The following is an 11,453-nucleotide window of genomic DNA, read 5'->3' as shown; positions in this document are numbered from 1 at the left end:
TCAGGACCCTAATGCCGGTTGGCACCTGAAACCTGCGCCGCGCATAAAGCCCCGTCAGCCCGCCGCCCCGAACTGAAAATCGCGCAGGCTTTGCGCGTGCATCTGAATGGAAAAACCGGGCGCAAGCGGGGCCTTGTAAGCCCCGTTTTCGACCACACAGGGGTCGATGAAATGCTCGTGCAAATGGTCCACGAACTCGATCCTTTTGCTGTCTTTCTCGCCGGTAATGGCCACGAAATCTATCATCGACAGGTGTTGCACATATTCACACAGGCCCACGCCACCGGCATGTGGCCAGACCGGCAGGCCGAACTTTGCCGCCATCAGCTGCACTGCCAGAACTTCGTTCAATCCGCCCAGACGGCAGCTGTCGATCTGCACGAAATCAATCGCTTCATTCGCAATCAGCTGTTTGAACATGATCCGGTTCTGGCACATCTCGCCGGTTGCGACTTTGATCGGGGCAACCTTCTGGCGTATCTTGCGATGGCCGAAAATGTCATCGGGGCTTGTGGGTTCCTCAATGAACAACGGACGGGCAAAGGCAAGCTGTTTGACCCAGTCGATCGCCTGATCGACCTCCCAGACCTGATTGGCGTCGATCATGATGTTCATGTCTTCGCCCAGTTCCGCGCGCGCGATGGTCAGGCGGCGAATGTCATCCTCCAGATTCCGCCCGACCTTGAACTTGGTGTGGGTGAATCCTGCATCGCGGGCTTCGCGGCACAGCTGGCGCAGTTTGTCGTCGGAATATCCCAGCCATCCGGCAGAGGTGGTATAACAGGGATAGCCTTCGCGTTTCAGCGTTTCGATGCGCGCGGATTTGTCCGGCGCGGCCTTGCGCAGAATGTCCAGCGCTTCCTCTTCGGTCAGAACGTCGGACATATAGCGGAAATCGACCAGCCTTACGATCTCTTCGGGGGGCATCTCGGCCACCAGCAGCCAGACCGGTTTGCCCGCTTCTTTTGCCAGCACATCCCAGACCGCATTGACGACGGCGCCGGTTGCCAGATGCATGGCCCCCTTGTCGGGGCCGATCCAGCGCAACTGGCTGTCGCCGGTGATATGGCGCCAGAAACGCCCCATATCCGCGCGCGCCCAGTCCAGATCCATCCCGACAAGCAGATGGCGCATTGCCTCGATGGCGGCGACGCAAATTTCAGTCCCCCGCCCGATGGTGAAAGTCAGACCGTGGCCCTCGTGGGCGCCGTCGGTGTGCAAGACCACATAGGCCGCAGAATAGTCGGGATCGGGGTTCATCGCATCCGACCCATCCAGCGTGTCAGAGGTGGGGAAACGCAAGTCGCGTGTTGTCAGTCCGGTAATTCGGGTCATCAGCCTGCAACCACGTTCTGCGTCTGCACGCCCAGCCCGTCGATCCCCAGTTCCATCCGGTCTCCGGGTTTGAGGTAGGTCTGCGGCGATTGGCCCATGCCCACACCCGGAGGTGTGCCCGTCGAAATCACATCGCCGGGTTGCAGGCTCATGAATTGCGACAGGTGGGACACCACGGTTGCCACATCGAAGTGCATCGTGCGGGTCGACCCGTTCTGATAGCGGTGCCCGTTCACTTCCAGATACATGTCCAGCGCCTGCGGGTCCGCGATTTCATCGCGTGTCACCAGCCACGGCCCGATTGGCCCGAACGTATCGCAGGATTTGCCTTTGACCCACTGGCCCGAGCGGTGCAACTGGAAATCCCGCTCGCTCAGATCGTTGACAACGCAATACCCTGCGACATGCGCCAGCGCGTCTTCGGGACCGACATATTTGGTGGGCTTGCCGATGACGACGCCCAGTTCGACCTCCCAATCGGTCTTAAGCGCGCCGCGCGGAATTTCGACATCATCATTGGGGCCGCAAATGGCCGAGGTCGCCTTGAAGAAAATCACCGGCTCTTCGGGCAGCGCCATGCCGCTTTCGGCGGCGTGATCGGCATAGTTCAGACCGATGCAGATGAATTTGCCAACCTGCCCGACACAGGCCCCGATGCGTGGATTGCCCTGCACCAGCGGCAGGGTCGCGGGATCAATGGCACGCAAGGCTTCCAGCGCGTGATCGCCAAGGGTTTCACCCGCAATGTCGGCCACGACGCCAGACAGGTCACGGATGCCGCCCGCGGCATCCAGAAGGCCGGGTTTTTCCGCGCCGACAGGGCCAAAACGTAATAGTTTCATGGTTTTATCTCCTAGAAAATCAGGCGGACCAGCCGCCGTCGATGGCGTGGGTCTGACCGGTGGTAAAGGCGCTGTCGTCACTGGCCAGATACAGCGCCAGTGCGGCGATTTCCTCGGCTGTGCCGATGCGCCCCATCGGTTGACGGGCGATGAATTGTGACAGGGCCTGTTCATAGTTCCCCGTCGCGCGCAGCCGACCATGCATCGACGGGCTGTCGACCGTGCCGGGACAGATGGCATTGCAGCGAATGCCCTTGGCGACATAGTCGGCGGCGATGGATTTGGTCATGCCGATCACCGCCGCTTTGGATGCGCAATAGGCAAAGCGGTTGGGCACCCCTTTAAGCGAGGAGGCCACCGAAGACATGTTGATGATCGACCCGCCGCCGTTGTCCAGCATCGCGGGCAGGGTGCATTTGATCATGCGGTACATGGCGGTCACATTCAGATCAAAGCTGAAATCCCAATCTGCGTCGGCGCAGTCAAGGATCGTGCCATTGGCGACAAATCCGGCGCAGTTGAACAGCACGTCCAGCGGGCCGACATCGGCGGCCAGTGTCGCAACCGCCTGCGCGTCGGTCACGTCCAGCTTGACCGCCGTGATGCCGTCGATGGCATCCAGTTCGGCCAGAGCGGCGTCGTTGATGTCGCTTGCGATGACCGTTGCGCCCTGTGCAGCATACATCTGGGCAGTTGCGCGGCCAATGCCCTGTCCGGCGGCGGTAATCAGCGTCTTTTTTCCGGCCAGACGGCCCGGTTCATGTGTCATGTGTTTAATCCGTATGAAAAACTTCGGCCATCATCGCCCATTGTTCGCCGTCAGCACGGCTGGCAAGGGGGGACTGGCAGGGGTCGGTGTGAGTCCACCATTCGCGTGTCTTGGGGTCTTGGGCCATACGGGCCAGATCGGCCTGAATATCGGTGCCGTGGTATTCCCAATAGCCGAACAACAGGTTTTCCGGCTCGCGCAGGAAGATGGTGTAATTGCGGATGTTGCTTTGTGCGATCTGGGTCAGAACATCGGGCCAGACCGCAGCATGCAGGCGTTTATAGTCGTCGATCCTGTTGGGTTTGATCCCGATCACCATGCCCATTCGTTGCATCATGCGGCCTCCGTAATGGTGTGCGAGACCAGCGATTTTGCGGCAATGGCGTCCCAGTCCCAATCAATGCCCAGTCCCGGCGTGCCGCTGGGAATGGCATAACCGTCCTCGATCCGCATATTGTCGCCGGTGACGCTGTCCAGTTGCGGGATGTATTCCAGCCACCTGGCGTTGGGGATGGCGCACACCAGCGGAAGGTGCAGCTCCATCAGAAAATGCGGGCAGACCGTGACGTTAAAGGCTTCGGCCAGATGCGCCACCTTCAGCCATGGCGTAATGCCCCCGATCCGCGCCACGTCCACCTGCACGATCGAGGCCGCGCCCAGTTGCAGGTAGTCCTTGAACTGGCTCAGCGAATACATGCTTTCTCCGACCGCGATGGGCACCGAAGTGCTGCGTGCCAGAGCGACATGGCCGTTTACATCATCTGCGGGCAGCGGCTCTTCCAGCCAGCCAATGCCATGGTCTTCCAGCATCGGGGCACGCCGGATCGCCTCGGACAGCGAGAACGACTGATTTGCGTCGGTGAAAATCTCGTAAGCCTCACCAACCGCTGCACGCACCGCTCCAAGACGCGCTGCATCCTGACTGATATGGTCACTGCCGATCTTGACCTTTGATCCCTTGAACCCCTTTTCTTGCATCGCAAGCGCGTCATCGACCAATGTTTGCTGGTCAAGATGCAGCCAGCCGCCTTCGGTTGTGTACAGCGCGATGCGGTCACGGGTGCCGCCTGCTGCCTTCCACAGAGGCAGCCCCGCCTTTTTGCATTTCAGATCCCACAGGGCGGTATCAATCGCTGCCAGCGCCAGCGATGTAATCGCGCCGACAGCCGTGGCATGGGTGATGAACATCAGGTCACGCCAAAGTCCGTCGATGCGCGCCGGATCACGTCCGATCAGGGCCGGGGCAAGCGTGTGTTCCAACAGCGCCATGACCGACGGGCCACCGGTGCCAATCGTATAGGAATAGCCGACACCGATGGCGCCATCGCTGTCATGGATGGTGACGAAAGGCGTTTCCTGACTGACAAAGGATTGAATGGCATCGACCCGTTTCACCTTGGGGACAAGGTCGATCATGTTCAGTTCTACGCGGGTGATATGTGCCATCGCTCAGCCTCTGATCGCTTGGGTGCTGGCCGCGTCAAAGACGTGGCATTTGTCCAGCATCAGGTGGAAATCCATCGTTTCACCGGGGCGCACCGGGCGCGGGTTCAGCATTTTGCCCTGCACTTCGGTGCCGGCGACGGTTGTGAACAGCAAGGTTTCGGTGCCCAGCGGTTCGGTCAGCGATACCGTCAGTTCCAGCGCGACCCTTTCACCGTCTTCCTCGACCGAATGGCCCTCGGGCATCAGATTGTCGGCGCGGAACCCGAACCTTACCTTTTGCCCGTCGCGCACAAGGCCGCGGGCGTTTGGCGGCACCGGCACGCTCAGCCCGTCGCCAAGCCGGATCATGTCCGTCCCCGCCACGGTGCCGTCAATCAGGTTCATCGGGGGCGACCCGATAAAGGTGGCGACAAATGTGTTCAGCGGTTCGTTGAACAGCTCAAGCGGCGTGCCGACCTGAACGATATGCCCGTCCTGCATCAACACGATCCGGTCGGCCAGGGTCATGGCCTCGACCTGATCGTGGGTGACGTAAATGATCGTATTGCCAACCTTCTGGTGCAGCTTCTTGATTTCAACCCGCATCTGGGTGCGCAGCTTGGCGTCAAGGTTGGACAGCGGTTCGTCAAACAGGAACACATCGGGATGGCGCACGATGGCGCGCCCCATGGCAACACGCTGGCGCTGCCCGCCCGACAGTTCGCCGGGCTTGCGGTCCATCAAGTCACCAAGGCCAAGAATGGCAGCGGCCTCGTCTGCGGCGCGGGTGATATCGGCCTGCGTGTATTTGGCGATTTTCAGCGAAAAACCCAGATTTTCACGCACCGTCATATGCGGGTACAGCGCATAGTTCTGAAACACCATCGAGATGTTGCGTTCGCGCGGGGGCAGGTCGTTGACCACCCGGTCGCCGATGCTGACGGTGCCGCCCGAGATATCTTCGAGCCCCGCAATCATCCGCAGGGTCGTCGATTTGCCACAGCCCGACGGGCCGACCAGGACGACAAACTCGCCGTCTTCGATCTCCAGATTGATGCCATGCACCGCTTTGTGCTTGCCGTAGAGTTTGACAACATTTGAAAGAGCTACTTCTGTCATGATCTTATCCTTTGACCCCGCCAAACGTCAGGCCGGCAATCAGGTGTTTCTGTACAAGAAATGTGAGGATCAGGGCCGGCACGATCATCAAGACCGCCAGCGCGCACATGCCCCCCCAGTTGATGGTGAATTCGGCGGTGAAATCCAGCAGGCCCACCGGCATGGTTTTCGACCCCACCGAACGTGTCAGCTGCGAAGCCAGCGCGAATTCATTCCACGAGGTGAGAAAGGCAAAGATGGCCGCCGAGGCCACGCCGGATTTTGCCACCGGAAATTCGACCCGCCAAAAGGCCTGCCAACGGGTGCAGCCGTCGATCTCGGCGGCTTCGTGCAGCTCTTTGGGGATCTGGCGAAAGAACCCGTCGGTCAGCCAGATAGTGAACGGCACGTTCATGGCGACATAGGCCAGGATCAGGCCGAAATGGGTATCAATGATCCCCATGCGCGCAAAGACGATGAACAGCGGCAGCGACAGGGCAACGCCGGGCACCGCGCGAAACAGCATCAGCCCGACAAAATAACCCGACTTGCCGCGGAACCGGTAGCGCGCAAAGGCGTATCCACCGGACATGCCGATCAAAATGGCAATCAGGGTCGAGGTTACCGACACGATCAGCGAGTTGCGGAAATAGCTGAACACCGGCACACCGCCTTCGCCGGCGCCGCCAAACATGGCGCGGTAATGTTCCAGCGTGAACGACGGGGTCCAGACGGGTGGCTTCGCCATGATTTCGACCGTGGGACGGAACGAGTTCAGCACGATCCACAGCCCCGGTATGCAGATGATGGCCATGGTCAGAAACAACGCGGTGAAATGCAGCGCCTTCAGAATGCGTTTGCGATTGCGATGCGACAGATTGCGATCCATGAGATTTACCCTGCCATGCCAAGTTCGGCGCGCGCGGCGCTGAGTTTGCGGAAGAAATAGACGGTGAAGAGGATCGACAGGATGATCGAGACATATCCCATCGCATTGGCCAGCCCCATGCGGGCATCGACATAGCCGGTGCGGCTCATCAGGGTCCACAACAGCTCGGTGCGCCGTGCAGGGCCGCCGCCTGTCATGATCTGCACGATGTCGTAGGCCCGCGCCACATCCAGCGACCGGATGGTCATGGCGATATAGATGAACGGCATCAAGAACGGCAGCGTGATGTGGCGAAAGCTTTGCCATGGCGTGCAGCCGTCCACCCTGGCCGCTTCCAGCGGATCGCGGGGCATGGCGAACAGGCCCGCAAGGATCAGAATGGCGAAGACCGAGGTGCTCATCCAGATTTCGGCAAACATGATCGAAAACATCGCCAGCTTGCCATTCACCAGCCACGGCAAGGCAGCGTCATAGCCCAGCGATTGCAGCACGTTGTTCACCAGACCGATATTGTCGTTGAAGATGAACTTGAACTGAAAGCCCACCAGAATGGGCGAAAACATCATCGGGAACATCAGGATCGTGCGCAGGGTCCGCTGGCCCCATGTAACCTTGTTCATCAGCAGCGCGATGCCAAGGCCCAGCACCAGTTCAAGGTTCAGCACAATGGTCAGGAACAACACCGTGCGCCCGAAGGCCGCCCAGAATTTCGCGTCGGACAGGATTTTTTCGTAATTATAGGTCCCCACCCATTTCCAAAGCGTCGAGGGCCGCGTCAGCTTGTAGGGCGTGAAGCTTGAGTACAGCGAAAAGATAAGCGGGATCAGCACAACTGCGGCAATCACGATGATCGCGGGCAACAGCAGGAGAAACCACTCGGGCAAGCGGCGGCGTGTCATTTTGCACCTATCTGGATATGGAAAGGGGTGCCTTGGGGGCAGATTGCCCGCCCCCAAAGGTCTGCCGGATCAGTAGTAACCGGATTCCTGCATCAGCTCGTCCACGGCAGCGGCCGCATCATCCAGTGCTTCCTTGACGGTTTTGTCGCCAACGATGGCGGCCTGAAGCTCGGGGAACACCAGATTTGTGCTTTCGCCCCATTCCGGGATCTGCGGCACCGCAAAGGCATATTCAGCCCCCGCAGCAAAGGCTGCCAGCGCCTCGGCGCGGTACGGATCATCGCCGGTTTTGGCAGCGGCGATATTTGCCTCCCAAACCGCTGTGCGCGTGGGCAGCGAACCGCCCGCACTTTCGGCAAGCTGGCTTTCCTCGCTGGTCAGGAAACGCACCAGTGAAACGGCGGCGTCCTTGTGTTCGCAATCATTGGTGACCGAAAACCCGTGATGACCCGACCAGCCGGTGCGGGTGACAGACCCCATCGGCTGAATGGCCACGCCCACATTTCCAGCCGCCTTGGACGAGGCCGGATCGTTAAAGAACCCCGCCCAGCCCGGCCAGTCCAGATTCAGCGCAATGGTGCCGCTGGCAAAACCCTGGCCAAGATCATCCCAGACATAGCTGGTGGTGCCCGCCGGAACCGCCTTGGCGGCATAAAGGTCAACAAACCATTGCAACGCGCGCTGGCCCGCGTCCGAATTGAAGATGGGCCGGTTGTCTGCGTCCAGATAATTGCCACCCTCGGCAACGACCATTTCATAGAAACGGCCAACAATGGCTTCGTCCTTGCCCGCATATTGCGTGCCATAGAAATTCGGCGGATCAGCAAAGAAAATCGCCTGATCCTTCACTTGCTGCCAGGTCTCGGGAACCGCCAGATCATAGCCGTATTCGGTCTTGAAGGCGGCGGCCTTGTCGGCGTCTTCGTAGTTGGATTTCAGATAGTACAGCACCGAAACGTCAAACTGCGCGCGCGGCAGCATCAACAACTCGCCCCCCACGGTCGACGCCTTGATGACACCGGGAACAAAGGCGGCAACCTCGTCGGCCGGAACAAGGTCGCTCAGATCGACATAAAGTCCCTCGTATTGCGGCGCAAAGGACGAATGGTTGGAACCGACACACCATGATGTCGTGCCCGCGGCCATGTCTGATTTGATCTCTTTATCAATCTCGAAATGGCTTTTCTTCGAGATGATGTTGACGGTGCCACCGGTGGCGGCTTCCCACTCGGCGATGCGGCCATACAGGCCTTCGTACTGCTGCCCACCGATCAGTTTTGCCTCGATCGTGACCCCGTCAAAGTTTTCCGAATCTTGTGCCGCGGCTGATTCTGCAAAGGTCGCGATGGCAGTGCTGGCAAGCAATACCTTGAAGATATTTGATTTTTCATTTGTTCCTCCCTGGACGCAAATTTTGTCACCGCTTTCTTTGGCAGCGATATTCGCAAGTAAAACAATTATTCATTTATAAATCAAGCTTGACATTCACAGGCTATTTTGAAGACTGATGAAAAGCGTCTTGGGCTCAGGATCGACCGACAATGGATGACAGCACCGAAAAATACCGCGCGCCTGCCTTGGAAAAGGGGCTGGATATTCTGGAATATCTGGCAAACCACGGCGAAGGCGTGTCGCAGGGCGAGGTCGCCAAGGCGCTGGACCGGTCCCAAAGCGAGATTTACCGGATGCTGTCGACTTTGGTGCGGCGCAACTATGTCACCCGCTCGATCACCGGCGACCGCTATACGCTCAGCCTCAAGATGTTCGCGATCAGCCAGCGCCATCCCCCCATCGGGCGGGTCATCGAAGAAGCGCTGCCGCGTATGCGCGCCGTGGCGCGAAAGGCCTGGCAATCCTGCCACATCGGCATGGAAAGCAACGGTGACATTGTCATTGTGGCCTCGGCTGAATCGCCCGGCAACTGGAGCCTCGCACTGCGCAGCGGCACGGTTATCGGACTGTGGAACACCGGCACGGGGCGGACTTTGGCGGCGTTTCGCTCCCAAGACGCATTGGAGGATTTGATTGCCATGCACCGGCGCGCCACCGGCGAGCCGGAGTTGAACCGCGCGGTGTTCGACGATCACCTCGCGCGTATTCGCGCGGTCGGGTACGAGAAAATGGAATCGGCCACCGCCGTGGGGGTGACGAACCTTGCCTTTCCGATTTTCGGGCCATCGGGTGATGTCACGGCGGTTCTCAGCTGCCCCTATCTGGAACGTGTCGATGATCTGAATGTGCCGTCCCTTGACGAGGTTGCAGAGCTTTATCACGCGCTGGCAAGGGAGCTGACAGCCATGTACGGCGGGGCGGATCCCGCCGGGAAAGACGGGTAGGGCCATGCGTTTCAACACACGGCCCATCAGGGATACATCGCTGCAATTGCCCACTTTGGGATTTGGTGCGGCCCCTTTGGGCGGGCTGTTCAATGGCGTTGACGACGCACAAGCCGCCGACACGCTGGCCACGGCATTCAAAAGCGGTTTGCGCTATGTCGATACGGCGCCGTTTTACGGGTTCGGCCTGTCTGAACGGCGGGTCGGAGACGTTTTGCGTGGACAGGACTATGTCTTGTCAACCAAGGTCGGCAGGCTTTTGCATCCGGGCGCAGCCCCTGATCCCGCCTCTCTGGGGTGGCCGGAAGCATTGCCGTTTCACCCTGTGTTTGACTACAGCTATGACGGGATCATGCGGTCGTTCGAGGCGTCGTTGCAGCGGCTGGGGCTGGCGCGGATTGATATCCTGTATGTGCATGACATTGGCCCCGAAACCCACGGGGCCGGAAATGCGCAGTATTTTGAAGCCCTTGAGAAAAGCGGTTATCGCGCTCTGGAAGACCTGCGGCGCGACGGGCGTGTGCAGGCCATCGGGATCGGCGTAAACGAAACGCAGGTTTGCGCCGACGCGCTGGAGATTGGCGACTGGGACGTTTTCCTGCTGGCGGGGCGTTATACCCTGCTGGAACAAACGCCACTGGACGGGCTGTTTGCGAAATGTGCCAGACACAAGGTCTCGGTTGTTGTCGGGGGGCCGTTCAATTCGGGCGTTCTGGTGGGGGGCGATACATGGAACTATGGCGCGGTGCCAGAGGCGGTGCGCGCCAGGGTCACGCAGTTGTCGCAGCTTTGTCAGGCCTTTCAGGTGCCACTGGCCGCCGCCGCACTTCAGTTTCCGCTGGGGCATGATGTGGTGGTCTCGGTCATTCCGGGCCTGCGCAACCTGCAAGAACTCTCCGACACGCTGGAATGGGCCGCCTGCGATATCCCGGACGCCTTTTGGCAGGCCCTGAAAGACCGCAATCTGTTGCATCCCGATGCCCCGACGCCAACGGGTGCGCCGTTTTTGGAGATGCGCGCATGACAATCGACACCCATCAACATTTCTGGCGTCTTGAACGGGGCGATTATCGCTGGCTGACACCCGATCTTGCCCCGCTTTACCGCGATTTCCTGCCCGAGGATCTGGCACCGCTTCTGCAAGCAAACAACATTCAGGGCACCATTGCCGTACAGGCGGCAGACAGCGAGGCAGAGACAGAATATCTGTTGTCCCTTGCCGATCGGCATGACTGGATTCTGGGCGTTGTCGGATGGGTCGATCTGGACGCGCCCCACGCGGTTGCCAGCATCGAAAGACTGTCGCGCCACCCCAAGCTGGTTGGCTTGCGGCCGATGATACAGGATCTGGACGACGATCAGTGGATGCTGCGCGCGTCGCTTGCCCCTGCCATTTCAGCGATGGTTGCGCAATATCTGACCTTTGACGCTTTGGTGCTGCCGCGCCATCTTGGGCATCTCAAGACTTTCCTGTCACGCTATCCGCAATTGACTGTGGTCATCGACCATTGCGCCAAGCCGGATATTCACAACGATGTGTTCGTTCCCTGGGCCGCGCAGATGGCGCAGATCGCGCAGTTTCAGAATGTGTATTGCAAAATGTCCGGTCTGGTGACCGAAGCTGCGGAAGATTGGAAGGAAACCGACCTGCGGCGCTATATTGTACATATTTTGCAGAATTTTGCACCAGATCGCGTCATGTTCGGCAGCGACTGGCCCGTCGTAAATCTGGCGTCGGACTATGGCCGGTGGGTCGAGGTTTTCAACAACACCCTGAAAGCCCAAACGCCAGAGGATCAATATGCGCTTGAGACAGGCAGCGCCCTGCGCGCTTACCCGCGGCTTCAGCTGAAACCGTAA

The 11,453-nt window shown here is 59.4% G+C and carries 12 protein-coding genes; 3 read left to right on the top strand and 9 right to left on the bottom strand.

Annotated elements, in window-relative coordinates; all coding sequences use genetic code 11:
- Positions 1-54 precede the first annotated feature (54 nt).
- The 9 genes from DSM107133_RS19455 to DSM107133_RS19415 all read right to left on the bottom strand — a co-directional run bounded on the left by DSM107133_RS19455 (position 55) and on the right by DSM107133_RS19415 (position 8,604).
- Positions 55-1,335 carry an L-fuconate dehydratase gene (locus DSM107133_RS19455; RefSeq protein WP_114295191.1) on the bottom strand — a complete coding sequence of 427 codons (1,281 nt, stop codon included), beginning with the start codon at positions 1,333-1,335 and terminating at the stop codon, positions 55-57.
- On the bottom strand, positions 1,335-2,177 hold the full coding sequence (locus tag DSM107133_RS19450; RefSeq protein ID WP_114295190.1) for a fumarylacetoacetate hydrolase family protein: 843 nt from the start codon (positions 2,175-2,177) through the stop codon (positions 1,335-1,337). The genes DSM107133_RS19455 and DSM107133_RS19450 overlap by 1 nt, the downstream gene beginning before the upstream one ends.
- Before the next feature lie 19 nt (positions 2,178-2,196).
- Positions 2,197-2,946, bottom strand: coding sequence for an SDR family oxidoreductase (locus DSM107133_RS19445; RefSeq protein ID WP_114295189.1), 750 nt, complete (start codon positions 2,944-2,946; stop codon positions 2,197-2,199).
- 4 nt (positions 2,947-2,950) lie between these two features.
- Positions 2,951-3,280: an L-rhamnose mutarotase gene (locus tag DSM107133_RS19440; protein ID WP_114295247.1), complete on the bottom strand. Its 330-nt coding sequence runs from the start codon at positions 3,278-3,280 to the stop codon at positions 2,951-2,953.
- Positions 3,280-4,392, bottom strand: a complete 1,113-nt coding sequence (locus tag DSM107133_RS19435) for a mandelate racemase/muconate lactonizing enzyme family protein (protein WP_114295188.1) — start codon at positions 4,390-4,392, stop codon at positions 3,280-3,282. The genes DSM107133_RS19440 and DSM107133_RS19435 overlap by 1 nt, the downstream gene beginning before the upstream one ends.
- A 3-nt stretch (positions 4,393-4,395) precedes the next feature.
- On the bottom strand, positions 4,396-5,490 hold the full coding sequence (gene ugpC, locus DSM107133_RS19430; protein WP_114295187.1) for a sn-glycerol-3-phosphate ABC transporter ATP-binding protein UgpC: 1,095 nt from the start codon (positions 5,488-5,490) through the stop codon (positions 4,396-4,398).
- A 4-nt stretch (positions 5,491-5,494) separates the two neighbouring features.
- Positions 5,495-6,358, bottom strand: a complete 864-nt coding sequence (locus DSM107133_RS19425) for a carbohydrate ABC transporter permease (RefSeq protein WP_114295186.1) — start codon at positions 6,356-6,358, stop codon at positions 5,495-5,497.
- Between the two features lie 5 nt (positions 6,359-6,363).
- Positions 6,364-7,257, bottom strand: coding sequence for a sugar ABC transporter permease (locus DSM107133_RS19420; RefSeq protein ID WP_114295185.1), 894 nt, complete (start codon positions 7,255-7,257; stop codon positions 6,364-6,366).
- Between the two features lie 69 nt (positions 7,258-7,326).
- Positions 7,327-8,604: an extracellular solute-binding protein gene (locus DSM107133_RS19415; RefSeq protein ID WP_243253609.1), complete on the bottom strand. Its 1,278-nt coding sequence runs from the start codon at positions 8,602-8,604 to the stop codon at positions 7,327-7,329.
- A 194-nt stretch (positions 8,605-8,798) separates the two neighbouring features.
- Between DSM107133_RS19415 and DSM107133_RS19410 the strand changes: the two genes are divergently transcribed.
- From DSM107133_RS19410 to DSM107133_RS19400, 3 genes are read left to right on the top strand one after another with little or no spacing between them, the layout of a single operon-like run.
- Positions 8,799-9,593, top strand: coding sequence for an IclR family transcriptional regulator (locus tag DSM107133_RS19410; RefSeq protein ID WP_114295183.1), 795 nt, complete (start codon positions 8,799-8,801; stop codon positions 9,591-9,593).
- Between the two features lie 4 nt (positions 9,594-9,597).
- Positions 9,598-10,617, top strand: a complete 1,020-nt coding sequence (locus DSM107133_RS19405; protein ID WP_114295182.1) for an aldo/keto reductase — start codon at positions 9,598-9,600, stop codon at positions 10,615-10,617.
- Positions 10,614-11,453 carry an amidohydrolase family protein gene (locus DSM107133_RS19400; RefSeq protein ID WP_114295181.1) on the top strand — a complete coding sequence of 280 codons (840 nt, stop codon included), beginning with the start codon at positions 10,614-10,616 and terminating at the stop codon, positions 11,451-11,453. The genes DSM107133_RS19405 and DSM107133_RS19400 overlap by 4 nt, the downstream gene beginning before the upstream one ends.

The organism is Pseudosulfitobacter sp. DSM 107133, assembly GCF_022788695.1.
Taxonomy (GTDB): domain Bacteria; phylum Pseudomonadota; class Alphaproteobacteria; order Rhodobacterales; family Rhodobacteraceae; genus Pseudosulfitobacter.
The sequence above is the reverse complement of the archived record's forward strand: the minus strand, read 5'-3'. Positions and strand labels throughout refer to the sequence as shown.

What these genes read in the sequence shown, in the direction of transcription:
- DSM107133_RS19455 (WP_114295191.1), bottom strand. Translation starts at nt 1,335, where the DNA reads ATGACCCGAATTACCGGACTGACAACACGCGACTTGCGTTTCCCCACC.
- DSM107133_RS19450 (WP_114295190.1), bottom strand. Translation starts at nt 2,177, where the DNA reads ATGAAACTATTACGTTTTGGCCCTGTCGGCGCGGAAAAACCCGGCCTT.
- DSM107133_RS19445 (WP_114295189.1), bottom strand. Translation starts at nt 2,946, where the DNA reads ATGACACATGAACCGGGCCGTCTGGCCGGAAAAAAGACGCTGATTACC.
- DSM107133_RS19440 (WP_114295247.1), bottom strand. Translation starts at nt 3,280, where the DNA reads ATGCAACGAATGGGCATGGTGATCGGGATCAAACCCAACAGGATCGAC.
- DSM107133_RS19435 (WP_114295188.1), bottom strand. Translation starts at nt 4,392, where the DNA reads ATGGCACATATCACCCGCGTAGAACTGAACATGATCGACCTTGTCCCC.
- ugpC (WP_114295187.1), bottom strand. Translation starts at nt 5,490, where the DNA reads ATGACAGAAGTAGCTCTTTCAAATGTTGTCAAACTCTACGGCAAGCAC.
- DSM107133_RS19425 (WP_114295186.1), bottom strand. Translation starts at nt 6,358, where the DNA reads ATGGATCGCAATCTGTCGCATCGCAATCGCAAACGCATTCTGAAGGCG.
- DSM107133_RS19420 (WP_114295185.1), bottom strand. Translation starts at nt 7,257, where the DNA reads ATGACACGCCGCCGCTTGCCCGAGTGGTTTCTCCTGCTGTTGCCCGCG.
- DSM107133_RS19410 (WP_114295183.1), top strand. Translation starts at nt 8,799, where the DNA reads ATGGATGACAGCACCGAAAAATACCGCGCGCCTGCCTTGGAAAAGGGG.
- DSM107133_RS19405 (WP_114295182.1), top strand. Translation starts at nt 9,598, where the DNA reads ATGCGTTTCAACACACGGCCCATCAGGGATACATCGCTGCAATTGCCC.
- DSM107133_RS19400 (WP_114295181.1), top strand. Translation starts at nt 10,614, where the DNA reads ATGACAATCGACACCCATCAACATTTCTGGCGTCTTGAACGGGGCGAT.